We start from the raw sequence: 19,289 nt of genomic DNA on the forward strand, positions 1-19,289 counted from the left end.
ATAAAAAAGAAAAGAAACTTCTATTAAGTTACTTTTCTTCGGATAAATATAATATATCTAGTAATTATTCTGTACTCTTGTCTGCTCAATAATTTCATTTCCAACATGTTATAAATACTTCAAAAAACCCCTACATGTTACACTCCCATGAAAGAACGTAATATTCTTTCATGATCTGTGGTGTAGCTATTATTTTTAGCTACTTGGGTGGCTAACCTGCAGTTTTAGTTTATGTAAACCCTGCACACACTCAATTATACTTTAACATAAATATCCAATTATCCGTTTAATTAGTTGAGATTCGGAATTGTTTTAAAAGAATAATTTAAAACTTTAAATATCTAAGTTGACATACAACATTTTTTGAAATAAATACGCTGCTATTTATACAGCGATAAATGACGATTTTAGAATATAAATATGCGATACAACAACAAATAAAGGACTACCAATTCGATTGCGAATTGAAAGTCCTTTGTTTATGTTTTTGTTTTTGCACCTCAGAAGAGAACCCTACACCAAGTTGAGCACCTTGTTTATAACGGAAGATCCTCTTCAGGCAATGCTGAATTCTTCTCTTTAGTCAGGAACCAACCAGCTAAAGCAATCCCTATTAAAACGGTATAGAAAATGAGCTTCCATTCTGTTGAGTGTGCAAAATCATATGAGATGACGCCAACGTCTTTATGTCCGAGAGTTAAAACAGCTAGCTTTACCCCAACCCATCCAACGATGGCGAAGGCAGCAATTTCTAAACCAGGTTTCGAATGCAATAATTTCACGAAGAAGTTTGCAGCAAAACGCATGATGATTAAACCAATTAATCCACCTGCAAAAATAACTAAGAATTTACCTCCGTCCATTCCACCAATCGGAGGAAGGTTTGTGTTTGGTAACGTCATGGCTAATGCTACAGCCGCTAAAATAGAGTCTACCGCAAAAGCAATATCAGCTAATTCAACTTTGAAAACCGTTCCCCAGAAACCTGCTTTTTTCTTTTCTACACCTTCTTTTTGTTCTCCTTTGTTTTTAAAGTACAGCTTCCTCGCGATATGATTAATCGCTATGAACAATAAGTAAAGCGCTCCAATTGCTTGTACTTGCCATACGTCCACAAGGAAAGAAATGATGAACAATGATCCGAAACGGAAAACAAACGCTCCTGCAAGTCCGTAAAATAATGCTTTTCTTCTTTCTTCGTCTGGTAGATGCTTCACCATGATCGCTAAAACGAGTGCATTATCTGCCGCTAATAAACCTTCTAAACCAATTAGTAAAAGTAAAACCCAACCATATTCTAATAAAATTGAAACATCCAAATTAATTTCCTCCTAAAAAATAGTTTTAGTTAAGCTTCTAAAATGTATATCGCATCATGATCAACACTTTCTATCCCTTGTTTAAATGTCAGTTTCGACTTAAACCGGTAGGAAGGATTACATGAAGAATCCACTGAATGTGGCAGTTGAAATGAAAATGGAATGTGATTAGTTGTAGAAGACTCAATAACTTTCGTCGTATATATAGTAATCGAATCAAGTAACTTTTCGTTCTTACTTTCATTTGGCTCAGTGCACATCATTAAATCACAATCAATTCTGTTCAGTCTTTGTTCAATTAATCCACCCTTTACGATAAAATTTCCTTTAACGATTTCACCTGGCCTATAGGTGTCTTTCTCTAGGATCAAGTCAATTTGTGCAGATCCAACGCCTAACATTGCCATGTATTTTCTCAGTATCATGTGTTTCCTCCAATTAAATTTTTAGTTGAGGTTCAGCATCGCAATCGGTGCGTTTCCGGAGGATAAACAGAAAAAAACCTTTACCGGAAACGGCAAAGGTTTTTGAAAAAATAAAAGACCTTTACCAATTTGGTAAAGGTCTTGCTAACAACGAAGACGTTGCCAACAAAGCCGGAAGATTAACTCTTCGAAATGACGACTTTGCTGTAAAAGCTACTCCCCTTTAGGAGATACGATTCAACTAGTTACTCATAATATATCTGATAATTAGATGAAATGTCAACAGACAAACAAAATTTATAAGTTAATTATCTTCCATTAATTCTTTTTCTAATTCTTCACTATACTCTTTATCCAGCGTTCCATACCCTTCTTCTTTTTCACTACTCCCAATAATGGCTGATCCATTTGACTGATTCCACCAAATTTTATACTCAAATAATCGTTCTGGCAAATTCTTATCAAAGTCAATGAAAAAAATAGCCTTAACATCTTCTTCACTAGACATATCGTATATCTTATTTGGATTCCAACTGACTTCTTTCATAATGGACTTAATCCGATTAATCTTTTCTGCATCTTGAATATGCCTTTCTTTATCAATACTTTCACTCTTTACCTGCACATCGATTCTTGTCAATTCACCAGGTCCTCCAAGACATCCAACCAATAGAAAAACGAAAAGGAATACCAAAACCAAAGCTTTTATATTCATGAATGAGTCACCTTCTTTTCTAATCACTTAGACGTATAAGGAAGAAATTGGTTTCAATCTTAAATTAAATAAACATGGTGTACCTAGATGTATTTCATGAATTCAGGTGGAGTGAAATGATTGATATTCAAATTATTTGTCTTTGATTCGATCTAGAAACTTTTAAATTGGAAATATTTCTATGCTTCTACTGATTGAAATGAAGCCGGCGACTCCTGGGGGAATCAGCACGAGTTTTAGACCCTAGGGCGCTTTTAAAGGAACAAAGACTATGAACGCCACATCGTTCGGCAACGTCTTTGAAACCAACATCCTGTTGGCCTCGTGCCCCCCGGAAAGCGTCCGGCGAAATGAAAATCAGTCCCTTTATACATCTACTGATTTCCAAAGTTTTTATCAATATAAAAAAAACGCCTGAATCAATAAGTATGATTCAAGCGTTTTAGCGTTATTCTTTATCTCGAACGGGACCGTCTTTAGGTGCGAACACAAATGCCGTAATGATGGCACCAATTAAGACAATGAACGGTGCGTAAAAGATCATAAAATCTGTCATGAGTCCTGCCTCCTTTAGGCGTGATTGTCTCTTTTACCACTGACATAGTCTTTATTAAACAAGAATAGACGTAATAATAGATAGAGGGATGGTATTAACAATCCTAGTCCCGCGATGAACGCCACGATTAAGGCAATGGCCATCGCTTCATTCGTGAAACTGTCATAAATCGTTAAATACGGATATAACAAGAATGGATAATGTGAAATGCCATAACCGAAAAATGCGAGTGCGAATTGTCCGGCTAATAAGCCAAATGCCAATCCATACTTTTGACGATTCCAGATTAGCCATACGGTACCTACGAATAGAAGGAAGGACAATCCGAATACCCACCATAAATCGAGGATTCGATTGTAATGCTCTGGATTATGCCCTCTTAATTCGAAAATAATGCCTGAAGCTGTAACCATTGTTGGCAAAGCCCATATCAAGGCGTATTTTCGTAATAACTCGGTTGCTGATTGGTCTCCAGCTTTATTGGCATACCAAGTTAAGAACACAGCGGAGATATAAAGAACTGCTACAATACTTAGCACCACAATGCTCCATGTTAAGGGGCTTGTGAACAGTGCCCAATAATCGAGCACGGGATTGCCATTGACCATGGATATAAATCCACCTTCAGAAATTGTGAGCACTGTTGAAAGTGATGCAGGAATGAATAACCCCGTGATCCCATACATGAATGTATACCCTTTGTGGCCGTTCGTACCGTAAGTAGCAAATGCATAGTACGAACCGCGAAGTGCCAGCAAGATAATTGCGATACTTGCTGGAACTAAAAGAGTTGTCCCGTAGTAAAATGCTGTTTTCGGAAAGAACCCAATAACGCCGACGAAGAAGAACACAAGAAAGACATTAGTCACTTCCCAAACTGGTGATAAATAACGTTGAATGATATTCGTTAAAATATGTTCACGTCTTGTTAACGTATTGTAGGCATTAAAGAAGCCTGCTCCAAAGTCAATGGACGCAACTATCACGTAACCAAACAAAAACATCCATAAAACCGAAATTCCGATAATCTCAAGTGTTAGTGTCATTTGATGCCACCACCCTGTTCTTTACGTCGGTCTTCAATTTCCTGCTCGACTGGATTTCTCTTGAACATGCGTCGAAGAACAACCACACTACCAACGCCAAGTATTAAATACAGTCCCGCAAATAAGACAAGCATGATATCGACTTGGCCACTCGAAGTTGCTGCATCCTCTGTGCGCATAATCCCTCGAAGTACCCAAGGCTGTCTTCCGACTTCAGCCATCCACCAACCAGCTTCGATCGCAATCATAGCTAACGGACCCCCAGCTACGATTAGCCATCTAAACCACTTGGTTTGGACAAATGACCAGTTTCTCCATTTTGCAAATACGTACAAAGCAGATAAGAATGCTAACCACATTCCTATGGTCACCATAATATCGAATAAGTAGTGAATGTATAATGGTGGAATTTCATCTTCAGAGAATTGGTCTAAACCAATTACTTCTTCAAATGGATTGCCATGAGCCAGTATACTTAGAGCATAGGGAATTTCGATGGCATATTTCACTTCACCATCATCTAAAATTCCGTACATAATGAGAGAAGCGTTCTCTTCTGTTTCAAAATGCCATTCAGCCGCTGCTAATTTTTCTGGTTGATACTCGGCTAAATATTTACCCGAGAAATCCCCGATAATTGCTGCTGCAATCGAAAAGATTAAACCAAGTTTCATTGTTAAGAATAAAGCTTTCTTATGATAGACATGATTCGAACCTTTTAACAAACGGAATGCCGCGATTGACGCCAACACAAATGCCGAGGTCATGTATGCAGTAACTACAACGTGAGCCACTTTCGTTGGCATTGCTGGGTTAAACATTGCTAGCAATGGATTGATGTTGATTAACTCCCCGTTTACTAGGTCAAACCCTTGAGGTGCATTCATAAACGCATTAACGATGGTAATAAAGACTGCAGAGAAAGATGCCCCAATAGCCACGGGAATTAATAATAATAAATGCTTTTTCTGATTTTCAAATCGATCCCACGTGTATAAGTAAATGCCTAAGAAAATTGCTTCAAAGAAAAACGCGAACGTTTCCATGAATAAAGGCAAGGCAATTACATTCCCTGCGAGTTCCATAAAGTTCGGCCACAATAGTGAAAGTTGAAGACCAATCGCGGTACCAGTCACTACACCGACCGCAACCGTTATTACAAAGCCGCGTGCCCAGCGTCTAGCAAGCAAAATATAATGTTCATCATTTTTCTTTATACCAACCCATTGTGCGATCATGATCATAAGTGGAATACCTACGCCAATGGTGGCATAAATAATATGAAATGAAAGCGTCAATTCAGTTAAAACTCGACTAAAAAATAAAGCTTCTTCATTGCCCATTTGACTTTCCCCCTATTAACGGCCGAAAATACGACCCAGTATCGACAATAGCATGATTGCGGCGACAATAATCACAATCCACATGAGTATTCGTTCTTGCTTCTTATACATAACGTCACCTTCCTTAATTCCTATCATACCTCATTTGGGCTGCTTTAAAAAAACGTGAGGGTTCATTTCATGAACAGTTGTGAAGGAACTGTGAATACCTGTTAAAAAAATAGATTGCGAAAGTTTAGAGTATTTTGTATTCTTATTAAATCATACTTAAGTTTAGAGGTGCATGCGATGAAAACAAAGCGTAAAGTGCTCGCTTATATTACAAGAGGTAAAGATCCAAATTTAGAACTACTCGTTTTCGAGCATAAGAATCATCCTGAAGCAGGTCTTCAAGTACCAGGAGGAACGATTGAAGAAGACGAAATGCTAATCGATGCCTTATATCGAGAAATTGCGGAAGAAACGGGCATCGTGAAAAATGACCTTTCCTTCATTGGTAAAATTCATAAATATAATTTCTATCCAAATGGCAAACAAACGGCGTATGAACGAAACTTTTTCCATTTGAATTATGAAGGTTCGCAACAAACTTGGGATCATCAAGTCATTAGTGATGGTCTAGATAATGGACTCACGTTCCAATTCCGCTGGGAACCAATTGAATTGCTACCGAAACTTGCTGGTGAACAAGATAAAGCGGTGGAATTGTTGTAAAGAAAGAAAAAGCGCTTCCCCATTTTTAAAGGAAACGCTTTTTTATGTTCATTTTATGGGCGATCTTGTTCACGAATATCATCGATTGGTACGAAAATCTCAATATGACGGTGTAAATTTTCAAATACCGCAGGCAAATTCCCACCGTATTCACCATCGAGATTCAATTGAACATGGTCTTCTGCCGTCACTTTAATATGACTCGCTTTTTTGTAAATAACTAACGGATCATCTAGATGGTTTCCACCAATAGCTAAAGTTGCTAAACGAATGAATTCTCCAATATGACATTTTCTCAATATCATCAACGTGAATTTTCCATCATTAATACTTGAATTAGGTGCTAGTTTTTCAAACCCTCCAACCGAATTCGTCAGACCGATTAAAAACATCATCGCTTCATCTTCAAATACCTCATCATCGTATTCAATACGCAGTCTTGACGCACGAATCGATGGGATCATCTCGATTCCCTTTAAGTAATATGCAAGTTGACCAAGAACGGTCTTCAATTTACTCGGAACATCATACGTTAGCTCTGTCATTTTACCGCCACCTGCGATGTTAATGAAATGACGATTATTAACAACACCAACGTCTACAGGAATCGAATCGTTGGCAATGATGATATTGACCGCTTTTTCAATATCACGTGGAATTCGAAGAGCTCGTGCGAAGTCATTGGTCGTGCCCATTGGAATCAGACCAACTTTCGGACGTTTTTCATAACCGCTAATTCCCGCAACTACTTCATTTAGGGTACCGTCTCCACCCGCTGCAATGACCAGGTCAAACCCGCGTTCTACTGCATGCTTTGCAGCTTCTACCGCATCGCCTTCACAAGTTGTTGCGTGACAAGACGTTTCGTATCCAGCTATTTCTAGTTTTTCTAATACTTCTGGTAAGTGTTTTCTAAATAACTCACGTCCCGAAGTCGGATTATAAATAATACGTGCACGTTTCATACACATTTCCTTCCTGCTTTACATATTCATCAATTCATAAGACTCTGCTTCTTCACAAAAAGTTGCATATCCCACGAAAAGAAGCCGTGCAAAGTCTGCCGGCTTCATTTTCTTTATTATAAACCAATGCATGCAATCGAACAATTATGACTGTTTTTGCAGGGCTGCTGTAAATTCTTTTCGGAGGTCTTCGTATACCCACAACCAATATTCTGGTGTCGAAACATATTCATCCGTAATATTTTTAATGAATTTTTGTTGTTTTTCTATAAAAGTTGGATCTTCAGTTGATGGTAATTCTTTTTTCAACTTCATCACGTATTCTTGCAATTTAGGTGCTCGTGGCCCCCATTGGCTGATGACTTCGCCATCTTTATTCAATAGCAAATAGATGGGAATTGAACGTCCACCATTTGTTAAGTATCGATCCATTAAATCTAACGTTTGGTCCCGATACACGACGTTCACATCGATACTTGCTGCTTCTGCTATTCGACGTAAAATCGCATTATTCATCATCGCATCGCCACACCAGTCTTCTGTAATCGCTAAAATGCTAGGGCCTTTTTCTTTTAATAATGAAATAAATTCATCATCCTGAGGGACATGAAAATGCTCATATACACGTTCACTATTTTCTTTATGTTGATCCATTTTCTCCATATATGTTTGCAGTGAAATGGCTTCATCGAAGTATTGTTTTTCAGTTTTCATTCGTTTTCCAACTCCTTTTTTACAGTTTACTCATAAAAAATATAGGAATCAATTTTGAGCTTCAAATCCTTGTGGTTGTAAGGATTTTGTCGAATAAGTTATTGCCCAAAAAGCATTTTTCGAAAAATATTTTCAATTGTTAGGTTTTAGATTTATTTTCTAGGGGTAAATTTCAACTAGAACACAAGCAAAACAAAAACAAACAATTCGAGGAGGAAACAAAAATGGCAGAGTGGAAAAAGAAATTATTAGCTAGTGGATTTGCAGGCGGATTAGTATTAGCAGGATTAACTGGATGTGGCGACGGTGTCGATCAAGACAACGGCGTAGACGACGGTGAAGAGATGGACGACGTGGATGATGAAAACAAAAATGAAGAAACAGAAGGCGAAGAGTAAGTCGTAGAATAGCTTTTCTATTCGATACTTCGTATACTGAATTCATTTTACGCATTCATATGAAAGGTACTTCTACTAACTTTAGGGTTGGTGGCAGTACCTTTTTTATTTGAAAAAAGTAACTATGTAGAGCACTTAGCTAGAATCAAAAATCCTATTAAGACGATAACAATTAATAAGATTTTTTCCATACATCCACCTTTTGTGAGCGCGGTCAAATCACCTACCATGGAACGGTTAATGGAATCAGGTAAGTGAGGAAATGGATTTTCTCTCTGTTATGACGTTGACTTGAATTTTCATGGTCAATCATAGAAACCTACCCCTTCATCGGTTTTCGAATAAACAAACTACAAAATATTAAAGACGCCCCAACCATTTGCATAGTCGTAAAAACCTTATAAGAGTCTAAATAACCTAATGGAAAAATAATTCCTGAAAGGATGAATCCAAGTCCAATTCCACCAATAGAATATCCTATTTCATTTCGAGTCATTTTTTACTCCCACGTTTCATCCAACTTATCTGCATAGAATGTGATTGCTTTCTTGTATTTATGAATATCTTGATCAGCTGAAGTTTCTACAAGAGAATTCAGAAGAATCTCCATTGCTGAACTATGTTTTTGTAAATTATATAAAGTCATCGAAAAGAATACTTTGATCGCTTTATTGTCAGGATAAAGTTCCATTCCTTTTATGAAAATATTATATGACTTTTCATATTGTCCCAGTGTTCGGTATGTACTTCCTAAACCTACGATTGCTCCTTCTAAATCTTTTCCTGATAGACCCAATTCAATTGCCTTTTCATAATAAGGAACCGCTTTTGATTCCTCACCCATGACATCAAAACTCCATGCACATTGGTAATTAATATAGGCATCGGTTGGAAAGCTTTGAACCAACTCAATTAGAACACTATTTGACTTCTCTAATTGCCCATACTCTCTAAGTTTTATTGCGTGATTTAATTTTTCATTCATAGCGATCACCTCACCTATGCAATTAATTAATTAATTTGCTTGCATTTTCTCTGCTATTTCTTTTAATGCTAAAGCTCGATTCACAATAAATGCCTGCATGTATTTCTCTAGGAATAGTCGATCGGCTAGTCTGCCTAACAAGCCTAGAGGTGAAATGTATGCAAATTCATCCTTCATGACAGTACCCGGACCACTTTCAATAAATTCGTGTGTATGTTTAAACGAATGGAATGCGCCTTTCACCATTTCATCCGTAAATCGGTATGGCTTTTCCATTTCAGTAATCTTCGCAGTCAACTTTTGTTTTATTCCTAAATGCACCGCTTCCCACGTAACGCTTTCACCTAACTCAATCAATCCTTCAGTTACTCCACCAATTGCTCTTTCCTTTGTTTTTGATGTGGTTTCCATATGTACTTGAATGTTTCTAGCAAGATCAAAACAAACAAGGATAGGTGCTGCTATATAAATTTCGTGTTTTAATAATGGCATGTTATTGTTACCTCTTCATTTTATTGAATGAATATGCGTTGCTAAACTTAAGCAAATTTACTTCAAAGATGAATAAATTTCGCCAATCATTCCTTTTAGTTGATGAACACCTAAGTCTGTATTCGTCATAATGATTGCTCCCTTTCCCAAATATGGGAATGCGACCATCATACATTGAAATCCCACACCCCAACCTAACGAAGATATTTCAAGTACTTGTTCTGATTCATCTAAAAACATCCCTAGACCATTCCAGCCTTTACAACCTTTTGAGTCAAATAATGCTTTGACACTGTTTTTCGAGAGACCAAGTTTACTCTCGCCTTGAAGAGAACTCATTAGCTCCAAAACTAATTTACCTATATCTGTAGGGGTAGTCCAAAGCCCAGATGCTGCTGCGTACGGATATATCGGATATTTCTCATTCACTACATTCCCATCTTTATTATGGCCACAAGAAAATTTCCCTTTGATAGCATCAGAAAGTATTATTTCGTATGTACTGTTATTCATTTGTAAAGGAGCAAATAGAACTTCATTCATTATGTCCCCAAACTGCATTTCAAAAATGTCTTCAATCAATTGTTGAATGATACAAAAACCTGCGTCTGAATATTGAAAGTCGGTTTCTGGTATATATTTAACTTCAATAGGATCCTTACAATACGAAGTTTTCCCCATTAATAAATCGATCATGTTTGGAACACCATCTGTAATGTTTAAATTACTAAAACTACCTTTTGGATCAACGATTCCTGATTCATGACTGAGTAGATTTCGTACCGTTACCTTTTTCGTTTGAGTCAACTCATTTTCAGGAACCTTCCATGATGTTAATCTATTATTCACGTTGTCATTTATATCAAGTAATCCTTGGTCGGATAACTTTAAAACGAGAATCGATGTTAAGAACTTACTAATTGAGCAAGCATTAAACATCGAATTACCGTCAACCTTTTTACTAGTTTCCACTTCAAGTACACCAAAACTACTGCTATCGCTAATTTGACCATCATTTATTAAAGTTAGACTTAAACCCGCAACGTTATAAAATTTCATTCGTCCTTTAATATCGATATTCTTTAATTGCATTTTGAATATAACTCCTTTAAAATCAGCCCCATTAGGTTTGCAGTTATAACTAATCATCGATTGAATTCATCTTGTATTTGTCTACAAATGAATTCATAAATACATCAACTTATAAGGATTGGATTCTTTTAAAATTTAAGCCTTACTTATTCTATTTACTTTATTCAAAATTTCAGAAACGCAAATGGCTATACTGGCGTTCAACATTCCAAATATCGAAACAATAAAACCTTGCCCATCATATTCTCCCACAAAATTCATCACCATGAAGATGAAGCTAATGCCAAACACTATTAAACCGAAAGCTAGTAAAAACCGATCCATCACTTGACTCCCTCTTTACAGCAATGTTATTCTCATCTTCTGAAACCCAAACTCTCACTTTTTGACCATGCTTTAAATCTGTTATGTCATCAATCAAAAAACGTTTAATACCCATTCCAGTAATAATTGTTTTGTCTGTAATCTTCGCCTCTACTAGCACGTAACTTTCGTCTGGCTTAATTTCTAATACAGCTAATACTAATATATCGTCATTAACTTCCACAATTTGTTTCTTCATATCGTACTGGCTATATCTAATAAATTCGAATGTGTACCAAATAACGAAGAGTGAGAAGATTAATATTAAAATCCACTTGAAATAGTTAATGGTATTCAACTCCTCTAAAGAGCATAATTATTGAATTTTAATCCTGACCATTTACTGCTTCAAAAACTATTAACATTTACAGATCATCAAATGATTTCCGTCTGGATCGGCAAAAGTAAAATAGTGTTCATGTTCAATTTCAGTTAGTAAATTAATGTCTTTTTCCTTCATATACTTATATGCTTCTTCAATATTCTCTGTGTTGAAATGAAACAACGGCGTTTTTATTACCTTATCTGTTGAATAAATTTTGCTGTCTAATACGATCCCCGTTCCATTCATTGGTATCACATAAATATGTCCAAACTGGATGTCTCCGTTAGCTGGTAAACCTAGTAGGTCACAATACCAGTCCCTCGCTTTTTCTATTTCACTTACAGGAATAAAAACAGTGCCGATTTGATTTAATATTGGACTCTTCAAAAAAGCTCCTCCTATTCTTTACCGTTGACCATATTTTTTGCGATAAATATAAGTAGTAATACAATTACCCAAGGCAGTATAAATTCAGTAACCCATTGGAATCCATAAATAAATAAAAACCATAAATCGGACGTTACATATCCCAGTGATGTAAAGATGATTAGAAAGACAACCAATGACAATAAAAACATGATGAAATATTTCATATTAACCTCCAAAATCTTTATTATTTAACCTCGATTACAAACGTGTATGAGACTTCACCTCTGACATGACCATTTGACCAATTTGCAATTACTTCATAAATGTATCGTCCTTTCGTTGATGGTGGAGAGAATTTATTATCACTTAATGGAATGTTATTAATCCTTCTATTTTCATTCCATTGGTAAACGGATAACTCAGGATTATCCTCTACCTCTATAGTAATATTTGAACCTTCTTTCATTGGAATAGCTGTTAGTTCCTCTGCAATTTGATTGGGTGAAGCAGCATCCGTAGTTACAATCTGTGTATCATTGCCACTTTTCTTCGTCCATCTATAACCACTTGGTTTCATATCGTATTCTTGATTGTTAATCAGAACAACTCCAGTCATTGTTGGGGGGAATTCTTCATTTTTGGCAGCCCCACTGGTACATGCCGATAATGCTAATAAAGAAAACAGGAACAATATGAACAACCATTTCTTACATTTCATCAATCAAACCTCCCTTTCTTCATTAGACTTTTAATTTCTACCAAGGTTTCGTAGTTCACATGAAATTTTCAATTTAATTCATCAGATTGTAAAAATTGTTATTTTTGTATATTCTAAATATAACAAATTTATTGTATGTGTTGTGGAGAAATCAGAAATTATTGTGGGGATATCGTTAGGAGGAAATTTGTGTTTTGGCTACCGTTTTCGTTGATTCTTACTTTTGCCACTGTCATGTCTTATGTCGGAGAGAAAGGTTGGCCAGGTGTTAGTCTTATCGTGGTTTTGCTTCATACCTTAATCGTAAGAATTGCTTTTTTGGACCATCCTCTTTTTTGGATCATCCTCTTTTCAACTATAATTTTATGGGTCGTTTTTATCGTTACTTATTTCCAACGAGATCGCTGGAGAAATATTAAGAAATTGAATTAAAAATATTCTTCTCAAACCGGTAAACCGTTTAATTGTTAGGTACTTACTTAATATTAGAACTTGAAATAGACACCCAATTAACATATCAATTGGATGTCTATAACCATTTTATAAATTTATCTATTTTGCTCATCCCCTAATCAATCTTTTTCTTAATTACTAAAGTAAAGTACATAGTACCTTCATGATGTACATTTGATATTATTTATGTTTCAAATCTTATTATCCCTTCAAGTTCCTTTTCTCAACACGACGGATAATGTAAATCGCAACCACAATTAACAATATAAAAATAGCACTGGAGAAAATGATAAAATTAGTAGAGAATATGCTTCTCTTTTCCGTATCATTTAAATCTATTATTACTTCTTTAGATGGCTTTTCTCCTATACCTAATTCATTTAAATCCTCTTGTGCTAAAGATAACAAAGTTGTTCGAGAACAAAGACTTACCCTTAATTCCCCATCATATTTATTTGCATAAACCAAATATTCATTGGAGGTAAATTCAAAGCCACAACTGGCTGAATCTCTTGTTGTATACACGATAACCTGTGTCTGATTAATGCCTTTCCAAGCCTCATCAACTTCAAAGAGAACAGCTAGTTCATCACCAGAAGATTGCATAGATTTAAATTTCTTCTTGTCTAAAATTCCAAGCACTTTTCCACTGAATACAGCAGAACTCTTCTCGAGTTCTACTTGAACTGATTCAGGGGCAGCACATGAACAAGCATAACTGGTACTCGGTGAATAATTGAAAAATAATAATGTCAATGAAACCACCATTACATAGGATGTAATGGTATGAATCCACTTCTTTTTCATATTAATCCTCCTCGTATTCGTATAGAACTTTACAAGATACTATTTATTCCCCTGGCATATAACCAATTACTTTCTTTGTCTTTCGGTCAACTAAAATAGTCGGCGTTCCGACCAAAACATTATTTTTATCAACAAATGAAACGGACCACGCTTCTGTTCCTTCAAATCTACTGTCAATTAATTCATAGTTATCATTAACAATTATTTTCTTCACAACTGCATAATTCGAATCTTTAGCGTTTTCACTCCACCTTTGTTCATTTAAATAATCCCATGCTACTTTTTTAACATCATCATAACTCTCTTCGTTATCTGTGCTTTTTTCAACTTCAGTACAACCTGAAACCCAAATCATGATGATCAACAGAATTAGCCATTTGCTTTTATTGATAAAGAGTACCTCCTTCTTCATTGGAGACTTATGCTTTTATTGCCATCTTTATAGATAAATTCATCTTTTCTTTAAACTCACCGGTTTTATTTATTTCTAGCAGCGCTGCTTTTAGCTCACTTTCAAACTCTTTCAATCGATCACCTAGAAAGCGTTTAGATCCAAACGAAGTTGAATATAAATTTCCGAGTATTGATTCAATAGTCCAACTGATTTCATATGAAGGGAATTCATGCATTTCGAGTTTGAATCTCGAATTTGATATCACATCTTCATGTCGTGAAACTGGATGTGTGAATGTTGTATTACCTGCTCTTCTCTCACTCCCATACCATTTTCCAATTACTTCATTCATTCTTTCTTGCCATTCTGCTTGTTTTTTGTCAGGTTCAAAATTATCAATGATAGCAATACCACCGCCATTATTCAGCATGTCATATAAGTTTTCTAACACTTTAGACCGATCCATCCAGTGAAAAGCCTTCGCAATGGTAACAAGCTCAAACTTTTCGTGATGTTGAGATAATCTATACTGTTCTAAATCTCCATTAAACCACTGAATATCCCCAATTCTTAATTCACTATGGAGACGTTTTGCTTCTTTTATCATTTCTTTTTCAGGATCAACACCAACAACCTTATTACACCAATCCGCTAGCCTTATTGTAAGGTTCCCTGGACCACAACCTAAATCCATCACTTGCTGCTCACCATTGAGAGAAAATCTCTCAACTAAATACCTGATTAGCATTGGCGGATACATGGGTCTGTATTTTGAATAATAGGTCGCTGCTCCTTTAAATAAATCTTCTCCGTATATTGTCAATTGCTCACCCTCTCACAACATCAATGGAAATTATATTACAGCTTTGAACTCTTAATAATAATCGTAGTGGGTACTACTTCTGCCTTTTCTAATGAATACCATCGATTTGAATGTCGCTTGAGATCTTCATCGGAGCAACATACATCTTCTATAACCTTTTCAATTTTAAAGCCGTTTTCGACAAGTGTATTCATGTATGTACTTAACTTAAATTGCTGCATAATCGCTGGATGGTTCCATGCCTCGTGATCATACGCGCCTTCTTCGTGATAAGATTTATTCACAACGAGTGTTCCATTTATATTACTTATGCGGCTATATAGTGGGTGTTCCCAACTAAAAACAAAGATTCCACCCTTTTTCAAATATTTACTGACATTCGATATGGTTTTATTCAAATCAGTCGTCCATCCTAAAGCGTAAATAGAATATACAATATCAAAATAGTTTTCTGGTATTCCTGGGTTCTCTTCCATTGGCGATTCAAATAAATGCAAGGGTACAGTAGAATTTTCTAATACAACTTTTGCTGTATCAATTTGCTTTTCAGAAAGATCTATTCCCCATAATTCAGAAGCACTTCTTTGGTTCATGTATTGTAATGAATGCCCACTTCCACATCCAATATCTAAAACTTTAAGATTTGTCACGTCACCTAATAAATTTAAATCATTTTCGCTCGGTGCCATGGGACCATATTCAGGCAAAGGGTTTCTCCCAAAAAATCGTTCTGCTACATCATCCCAGCTTTTCTTGTTCGTCTTTAGTGTCGTTGTGTTCAATTCAATTCCCCCATTATTAACCACTGTATAACTTCTGTTTCTGTATGAAATTACTAATCATAAAGTTCCTGGTAATTGGAAAGTCTTCTTTACCCTTCCATAAATTAGACGGTACTGTGTTCGGATTGTTTCATTTTCATTTGATTATAAGCTTCAAGAAGCTCTTCAATTGAAATATTGTTTATTTTCATCCCTTTCATTTCACTATCCGTTATTTCCACATCTTTGAGATTACAATTAGTCAGTTTTCCACCTTCAAGATTGCACCTTTCAAATGAAATCGGATCTGTTATGTCTCCAAGATTAGTATCTGAGAAACGCACTCCACCTAATGTGACATAGATAAATTCACTTTTAGAAAGATTAAGATCGGCAAAAAGTGCATTCCTAAAGTTAATATTTTGGAACGTTGACTGGCTTAGATTACAGTTCCTCACTTGACTGCTCATTAAATTGCTATTGCTTAATGAGCTACCTTGCAAATTCACTTGATAACCTTGCGTGTTTGACATATTGCAATTTTCATATTGTCTATTCGAGATGTTTTCATTTTCAATTAAATTATCCTGTTGATTTGAAGTTGCTATTCTTTTGATGTAACAAAATTCATCATTAGTTTCAAAGGTTGTTCGATAGCCCATTTTTTCATAAAAGCGATGGTTATTGATTTGCCTACTCGAAGTTTCTAAATCCCAAGCTCTAACATTCGGAAACTCTTTTTCAATTAACGTAATAACACTTGAACCTATACCTTTTCCTTGAAATTTTGGCTCAATAAAGATTCGGTCAATTCTTCCATACGATTGCCCTGAAATCGTCACGATAATTCCACCAACAATTTCTTCATTCCATAAAACCTTAAAATAGTTTAAATGATTAATCATATATAAATTCATTTCTTTCGATGAATACCCAGGAGGTTGAATATTGTAATCCGTTACATTATCTTGATCTGATAGCCATTTCTTTGCTTCTTCATCAAAAGTGATTTTCATTATTTCGGTTAATTTTTCTGCATCCTGACTAGCTGCTTTTACAATAGTTATATCTGTCATTTACTCATTCTCCATTTCGTTGACACTCTACAATCTTCTATTTACTTTTCATATGATTTCGTATGAGGTTTATTTGTCCCCGATGATTTAATTCATCTTCAAAAACATGGAACCATTTAAAATAATTATTCGCTAAATATTCTGGTCCAAACGGTGTAACTTTGTCTAACCAAGTATCCTCAATCCCCTTAAACAATTCGAGCGTTCGTTTCCTAACGACTTCTAACTGTTGCTTATAGAATTCTATTTCTTTACCATGTATTTCTTCATGTGCTTTTTCACCAAGCTCTAAACCCACAGTTAACCTTTGCACTTCTTCTTCATTCGGATCACGGGCTTCTAATGATGTGATTACATAGATTTCTTCCAAACATGCTATATGATATAACAGGGCACCGATTGAATTACCCTTCCCGTCTATGCCATAATCCAACTGTTCTTGCGTTAAATCATTTACTGCTTCTAATGTTGTCAGCCTCGTATACTCCATCATTGAGAGTAGTCTTCCAATCATCGGTGTATAACCGATTTTTTCTTCGACAATGTACCTCTTGCTTTCCAATGTTTTCATACCAACCATCCTTTTTCTACCTATTCACTCAATTCCAATTATTTCAAATAACCCTGGATAACTCAATCTTTTATTAAAAAAAGGACGCAATCCTTTGTTGGATATGCGTCCTTAGCTAGAAATAATTATTTATTTTGTATTATTCAAGTAGTATTTCGATCTCTTTTAACCATCGTCATAAATTCTGCATAATCGGTAATAAATTCATTTTCATAAACAAAGCCCAGTTTTTGATATAAATGAATTGCTCTGTGATTGAATTTAGCCACAGTTAATCGAATAGGTGTTTTCTGATATGTATCTTCAATATGTTTGATAATAAATGAGCAATATTCTAAACCATTTCCTTTGCCTGTCAGACGCGGATTCATCCCTAAACCCAAATCAATTAGAGATTCTTGATACATATGATATTTATTACCTTTGGGTACTTGAGCTGACTCACCCATACAAAAAAATCCAACTAATTTATTTTGATCATCGATAACACAAAAATAAGATCCATCCATTTTCTCATCAAATTCTTCATCCGATTCGTCACTATTGTAAAAATCATATGGTTTTTCATATTTCCAAGAAAGTACTTCTTTAGCCTTTTCATTATTCATTTTAGTAATTAGGAAATTCATTCTTAACACCACTTCGAATATATTTATTTAAAGCAAGATATTAATTGTTCATAGAAAGATGAGAAATTTGATTGTAATCTTTAATAAACCATTTACCTTCCTGCATGAAAATGTTACTCATACAACCATTTAGTAACTCGGTTTTCTCAGAACCAATCTCCCCATTAGATAATTCATCTAAAATAGCGTTGATTACACCACCATGGGCCACAAGCAATATTTTGTTGTCCACATATCTATGATTAATGGTGTTCAATCCTTCCATTACCCTTTTGCGAAAAGATATTCTTTCTTCTTGCTTGGGATAAATTCGATTAGGAAACTTTGAATTTCTTTCATCGAATGTCATTCCTTCCGCCAAACCAAAATCTCGTTCGATAAAATCAACCATCTCAATAACAGGAACATTTAGTTTTTCATTAATAATTGTCGCCGTTTGTTTTGCTCTTTTTAATGGACTAGTTATAACTACTTCCCAATGTGAGGATTGAAGAACCTCGCGACATTGCTTTGCATGCAAAATTCCAGCTTCATTCAAAGGTATATCTTTTCTTCCTTGTAACATTCCAATTGAATTCCAATCAGTCTCTCCATGCCTTATTAGACAAACAGTGGTCATCTTCTTTCCCCCTTACATAAATAATTCTTGGGATTCATATTCTTATATCTCATTCACTCTGATTCCAATCAATAATCTCCAAACCTTTAATTACCACTTCTCCTTGACTCAACACATGTGGAACGTATGGGAACATACCAAATTTGTTTCCTTTTGCCTGCTCGACTTTGTAATATTCGACTGTGTCTGCAGGGATTTCAGTTAACTCTTTATAATCGCAAATGTTCAGCATAACCATCTCATCATCATCGATGTCTTCTGCTGGCCCGTAATATTTGTGCTTTGAATATAATTACATTGCATTATTATTATCTTTCAGCTTTTCAATTGGAATTTTAAAAAAACGCATATCTTCTACTATTTGTATATCCAAGCTTTTAAGTGCGTTGTAAACATGATTAGGATGTAAAGGCAGAAAATGAATTACATCGTTCCACAAACAGTTTAACTTTGGCACTTTTTTTGTTAGTAATTTTGGTCTGTCTGGATGATCAAAATATTTTTTCGTATATCTTTCGTATAATGCAGGGTTAGTTTCCTTGAAAGAGTTCAATGCTACAAGTTTGTTGCCAACTATATCTTTCTGAACGATATGATATACAAATTCTTGCATAAGC

General features: G+C 35.4%; 28 protein-coding genes. 2 read left to right on the forward strand and 26 right to left on the reverse strand.

The features are described 5' to 3' along the window. Positions 1 to 536: 536 nt before the first annotated feature. The 6 genes from ACHUE4_RS09130 to ACHUE4_RS09155 form a co-directional block, all read right to left on the reverse strand. Positions 537 to 1,319: a TerC family protein gene (locus ACHUE4_RS09130; RefSeq protein ID WP_394189214.1), complete on the reverse strand. Its 783-nt coding sequence runs from the start codon at positions 1,317 to 1,319 to the stop codon at positions 537 to 539. 29 nt (positions 1,320 to 1,348) lie between these two features. Beyond that, entirely contained in the window at positions 1,349 to 1,744 is a 396-nt protein-coding gene (locus ACHUE4_RS09135; protein WP_394189216.1) for a sporulation protein, read from the reverse strand. A 304-nt stretch (positions 1,745 to 2,048) separates the two neighbouring features. Beyond that, positions 2,049 to 2,459: a hypothetical protein gene (locus ACHUE4_RS09140; RefSeq protein ID WP_394189218.1), complete on the reverse strand. Its 411-nt coding sequence runs from the start codon at positions 2,457 to 2,459 to the stop codon at positions 2,049 to 2,051. Between the two features lie 448 nt (positions 2,460 to 2,907). After that, positions 2,908 to 3,015, reverse strand: a complete 108-nt coding sequence (gene cydS / locus ACHUE4_RS09145; RefSeq protein ID WP_394189220.1) for a cytochrome bd oxidase small subunit CydS family protein — start codon at positions 3,013 to 3,015, stop codon at positions 2,908 to 2,910. A gap of 14 nt (positions 3,016 to 3,029) precedes the next feature. Beyond that, positions 3,030 to 4,061, reverse strand: a complete 1,032-nt coding sequence (locus ACHUE4_RS09150) for a cytochrome d ubiquinol oxidase subunit II (protein WP_394189222.1) — start codon at positions 4,059 to 4,061, stop codon at positions 3,030 to 3,032. Continuing rightward, positions 4,058 to 5,404: a cytochrome ubiquinol oxidase subunit I gene (locus tag ACHUE4_RS09155; RefSeq protein ID WP_394189224.1), complete on the reverse strand. Its 1,347-nt coding sequence runs from the start codon at positions 5,402 to 5,404 to the stop codon at positions 4,058 to 4,060. Before ACHUE4_RS09155 ends, ACHUE4_RS09150 begins: the two co-directional genes overlap by 4 nt. A gap of 288 nt (positions 5,405 to 5,692) precedes the next feature. On the opposite strand from ACHUE4_RS09155, the gene ACHUE4_RS09160 reads away from it, so the two are divergent. Further along, a complete protein-coding gene (locus tag ACHUE4_RS09160; RefSeq protein ID WP_394189226.1) occupies positions 5,693 to 6,118 on the forward strand; it encodes an NUDIX hydrolase in 426 nt (141 codons plus the stop codon). Positions 6,119 to 6,171: 53 nt separating this feature from the next. Here ACHUE4_RS09160 and ACHUE4_RS09165 read toward each other — a convergent pair whose 3' ends face one another. Both ACHUE4_RS09165 and ACHUE4_RS09170 read right to left on the reverse strand, forming a co-directional pair. After that, complete coding sequence (locus ACHUE4_RS09165; protein ID WP_394189228.1) at positions 6,172 to 7,083, reverse strand: diacylglycerol kinase; 912 nt, start codon at positions 7,081 to 7,083, stop codon at positions 6,172 to 6,174. Between the two features lie 144 nt (positions 7,084 to 7,227). Beyond that, positions 7,228 to 7,797, reverse strand: a complete 570-nt coding sequence (locus ACHUE4_RS09170; RefSeq protein ID WP_394189230.1) for a thioredoxin family protein — start codon at positions 7,795 to 7,797, stop codon at positions 7,228 to 7,230. Between the two features lie 224 nt (positions 7,798 to 8,021). Here ACHUE4_RS09170 and ACHUE4_RS09175 point away from each other — a divergent pair, with 224 nt between their 5' ends. Then, positions 8,022 to 8,195: a hypothetical protein gene (locus ACHUE4_RS09175; RefSeq protein ID WP_394189232.1), complete on the forward strand. Its 174-nt coding sequence runs from the start codon at positions 8,022 to 8,024 to the stop codon at positions 8,193 to 8,195. A 319-nt stretch (positions 8,196 to 8,514) separates the two neighbouring features. Here ACHUE4_RS09175 and ACHUE4_RS09180 read toward each other — a convergent pair whose 3' ends face one another. From ACHUE4_RS09180 to ACHUE4_RS09265, 18 genes are all read right to left on the reverse strand, one after another. Beyond that, positions 8,515 to 8,691, reverse strand: coding sequence for a hypothetical protein (locus ACHUE4_RS09180; protein ID WP_394189234.1), 177 nt, complete (start codon positions 8,689 to 8,691; stop codon positions 8,515 to 8,517). A gap of 3 nt (positions 8,692 to 8,694) precedes the next feature. After that, a complete protein-coding gene (locus tag ACHUE4_RS09185) occupies positions 8,695 to 9,180 on the reverse strand; it encodes a tetratricopeptide repeat protein (RefSeq protein WP_394189236.1) in 486 nt (161 codons plus the stop codon). A gap of 30 nt (positions 9,181 to 9,210) precedes the next feature. Next, positions 9,211 to 9,672 carry an SRPBCC family protein gene (locus ACHUE4_RS09190; protein ID WP_394189238.1) on the reverse strand — a complete coding sequence of 154 codons (462 nt, stop codon included), beginning with the start codon at positions 9,670 to 9,672 and terminating at the stop codon, positions 9,211 to 9,213. A 57-nt stretch (positions 9,673 to 9,729) separates the two neighbouring features. Beyond that, positions 9,730 to 10,764, reverse strand: a complete 1,035-nt coding sequence (locus ACHUE4_RS09195; RefSeq protein ID WP_394189240.1) for a serine hydrolase domain-containing protein — start codon at positions 10,762 to 10,764, stop codon at positions 9,730 to 9,732. Positions 10,765 to 11,041: 277 nt separating this feature from the next. Next, positions 11,042 to 11,425, reverse strand: a complete 384-nt coding sequence (locus ACHUE4_RS09200; RefSeq protein WP_394189242.1) for a hypothetical protein — start codon at positions 11,423 to 11,425, stop codon at positions 11,042 to 11,044. Positions 11,426 to 11,485: 60 nt separating this feature from the next. Next, positions 11,486 to 11,839 carry a VOC family protein gene (locus ACHUE4_RS09205; protein ID WP_394189244.1) on the reverse strand — a complete coding sequence of 118 codons (354 nt, stop codon included), beginning with the start codon at positions 11,837 to 11,839 and terminating at the stop codon, positions 11,486 to 11,488. Between the two features lie 11 nt (positions 11,840 to 11,850). After that, positions 11,851 to 12,045 carry a hypothetical protein gene (locus ACHUE4_RS09210; RefSeq protein ID WP_394189246.1) on the reverse strand — a complete coding sequence of 65 codons (195 nt, stop codon included), beginning with the start codon at positions 12,043 to 12,045 and terminating at the stop codon, positions 11,851 to 11,853. Positions 12,046 to 12,065: 20 nt separating this feature from the next. Continuing rightward, on the reverse strand, positions 12,066 to 12,539 hold the full coding sequence (locus tag ACHUE4_RS09215) for a hypothetical protein (RefSeq protein WP_394189248.1): 474 nt from the start codon (positions 12,537 to 12,539) through the stop codon (positions 12,066 to 12,068). Positions 12,540 to 13,193: 654 nt separating this feature from the next. After that, positions 13,194 to 13,799 (reverse strand): hypothetical protein, encoded by a 606-nt coding sequence (locus ACHUE4_RS09220; protein ID WP_394189250.1) that lies wholly within the window; start codon positions 13,797 to 13,799, stop codon positions 13,194 to 13,196. A gap of 43 nt (positions 13,800 to 13,842) precedes the next feature. After that, positions 13,843 to 14,211 (reverse strand): hypothetical protein, encoded by a 369-nt coding sequence (locus ACHUE4_RS09225; protein ID WP_394189252.1) that lies wholly within the window; start codon positions 14,209 to 14,211, stop codon positions 13,843 to 13,845. Positions 14,212 to 14,218: 7 nt separating this feature from the next. Next, complete coding sequence (locus ACHUE4_RS09230; RefSeq protein WP_394189254.1) at positions 14,219 to 15,016, reverse strand: class I SAM-dependent methyltransferase; 798 nt, start codon at positions 15,014 to 15,016, stop codon at positions 14,219 to 14,221. Positions 15,017 to 15,051: 35 nt separating this feature from the next. Further along, positions 15,052 to 15,798, reverse strand: coding sequence for a class I SAM-dependent methyltransferase (locus ACHUE4_RS09235; RefSeq protein ID WP_394189256.1), 747 nt, complete (start codon positions 15,796 to 15,798; stop codon positions 15,052 to 15,054). Between the two features lie 104 nt (positions 15,799 to 15,902). Continuing rightward, the gene (locus tag ACHUE4_RS09240) at positions 15,903 to 16,853 is read right to left on the reverse strand and encodes a GNAT family N-acetyltransferase (RefSeq protein WP_394189258.1); all 951 of its coding nucleotides are present in this window, start codon (positions 16,851 to 16,853) and stop codon (positions 15,903 to 15,905) included. A gap of 37 nt (positions 16,854 to 16,890) precedes the next feature. Then, complete coding sequence (locus ACHUE4_RS09245; protein WP_394189260.1) at positions 16,891 to 17,424, reverse strand: DinB family protein; 534 nt, start codon at positions 17,422 to 17,424, stop codon at positions 16,891 to 16,893. Positions 17,425 to 17,567: 143 nt separating this feature from the next. Beyond that, entirely contained in the window at positions 17,568 to 18,053 is a 486-nt protein-coding gene (locus ACHUE4_RS09250; protein ID WP_394189262.1) for a GNAT family N-acetyltransferase, read from the reverse strand. 40 nt (positions 18,054 to 18,093) lie between these two features. After that, positions 18,094 to 18,672 (reverse strand): histidine phosphatase family protein, encoded by a 579-nt coding sequence (locus ACHUE4_RS09255; RefSeq protein ID WP_394189264.1) that lies wholly within the window; start codon positions 18,670 to 18,672, stop codon positions 18,094 to 18,096. Between the two features lie 49 nt (positions 18,673 to 18,721). Next, positions 18,722 to 18,904 carry a hypothetical protein gene (locus ACHUE4_RS09260; protein WP_394189266.1) on the reverse strand — a complete coding sequence of 61 codons (183 nt, stop codon included), beginning with the start codon at positions 18,902 to 18,904 and terminating at the stop codon, positions 18,722 to 18,724. A gap of 60 nt (positions 18,905 to 18,964) precedes the next feature. Beyond that, positions 18,965 to 19,285, reverse strand: a complete 321-nt coding sequence (locus ACHUE4_RS09265; protein WP_394189268.1) for a hypothetical protein — start codon at positions 19,283 to 19,285, stop codon at positions 18,965 to 18,967. Positions 19,286 to 19,289 lie beyond the last annotated feature (4 nt).

The organism is Paenisporosarcina quisquiliarum (assembly GCF_043641925.1).
Lineage (GTDB): Bacteria > Bacillota > Bacilli > Bacillales_A > Planococcaceae > Paenisporosarcina > Paenisporosarcina quisquiliarum_A.

Coding starts and splice junctions, on each gene's coding strand:
- ACHUE4_RS09190 (WP_394189238.1), bottom strand. CDS start 9,672: ATGCCATTATTAAAACACGAAATTTATATAGCAGCACCTATCCTTGTT.
- ACHUE4_RS09170 (WP_394189230.1), bottom strand. CDS start 7,797: ATGAAAACTGAAAAACAATACTTCGATGAAGCCATTTCACTGCAAACA.
- ACHUE4_RS09140 (WP_394189218.1), bottom strand. CDS start 2,459: ATGAATATAAAAGCTTTGGTTTTGGTATTCCTTTTCGTTTTTCTATTG.
- ACHUE4_RS09250 (WP_394189262.1), bottom strand. CDS start 18,053: ATGAATTTCCTAATTACTAAAATGAATAATGAAAAGGCTAAAGAAGTA.
- ACHUE4_RS09240 (WP_394189258.1), bottom strand. CDS start 16,853: ATGACAGATATAACTATTGTAAAAGCAGCTAGTCAGGATGCAGAAAAA.
- ACHUE4_RS09220 (WP_394189250.1), bottom strand. CDS start 13,799: ATGAAAAAGAAGTGGATTCATACCATTACATCCTATGTAATGGTGGTT.
- ACHUE4_RS09180 (WP_394189234.1), bottom strand. CDS start 8,691: ATGACTCGAAATGAAATAGGATATTCTATTGGTGGAATTGGACTTGGA.
- ACHUE4_RS09175 (WP_394189232.1), top strand. CDS start 8,022: ATGGCAGAGTGGAAAAAGAAATTATTAGCTAGTGGATTTGCAGGCGGA.
- ACHUE4_RS09185 (WP_394189236.1), bottom strand. CDS start 9,180: ATGAATGAAAAATTAAATCACGCAATAAAACTTAGAGAGTATGGGCAA.
- ACHUE4_RS09155 (WP_394189224.1), bottom strand. CDS start 5,404: ATGGGCAATGAAGAAGCTTTATTTTTTAGTCGAGTTTTAACTGAATTG.
- ACHUE4_RS09225 (WP_394189252.1), bottom strand. CDS start 14,211: ATGAAGAAGGAGGTACTCTTTATCAATAAAAGCAAATGGCTAATTCTG.
- ACHUE4_RS09255 (WP_394189264.1), bottom strand. CDS start 18,672: ATGACCACTGTTTGTCTAATAAGGCATGGAGAGACTGATTGGAATTCA.
- ACHUE4_RS09265 (WP_394189268.1), bottom strand. CDS start 19,285: ATGCAAGAATTTGTATATCATATCGTTCAGAAAGATATAGTTGGCAAC.
- ACHUE4_RS09245 (WP_394189260.1), bottom strand. CDS start 17,424: ATGAAAACATTGGAAAGCAAGAGGTACATTGTCGAAGAAAAAATCGGT.
- ACHUE4_RS09210 (WP_394189246.1), bottom strand. CDS start 12,045: ATGAAATATTTCATCATGTTTTTATTGTCATTGGTTGTCTTTCTAATC.
- ACHUE4_RS09260 (WP_394189266.1), bottom strand. CDS start 18,904: ATGCTGAACATTTGCGATTATAAAGAGTTAACTGAAATCCCTGCAGAC.
- ACHUE4_RS09135 (WP_394189216.1), bottom strand. CDS start 1,744: ATGATACTGAGAAAATACATGGCAATGTTAGGCGTTGGATCTGCACAA.
- ACHUE4_RS09195 (WP_394189240.1), bottom strand. CDS start 10,764: ATGCAATTAAAGAATATCGATATTAAAGGACGAATGAAATTTTATAAC.
- ACHUE4_RS09160 (WP_394189226.1), top strand. CDS start 5,693: ATGAAAACAAAGCGTAAAGTGCTCGCTTATATTACAAGAGGTAAAGAT.
- ACHUE4_RS09165 (WP_394189228.1), bottom strand. CDS start 7,083: ATGAAACGTGCACGTATTATTTATAATCCGACTTCGGGACGTGAGTTA.
- ACHUE4_RS09150 (WP_394189222.1), bottom strand. CDS start 4,061: ATGACACTAACACTTGAGATTATCGGAATTTCGGTTTTATGGATGTTT.
- ACHUE4_RS09215 (WP_394189248.1), bottom strand. CDS start 12,539: ATGAAATGTAAGAAATGGTTGTTCATATTGTTCCTGTTTTCTTTATTA.
- cydS (WP_394189220.1), bottom strand. CDS start 3,015: ATGACAGATTTTATGATCTTTTACGCACCGTTCATTGTCTTAATTGGT.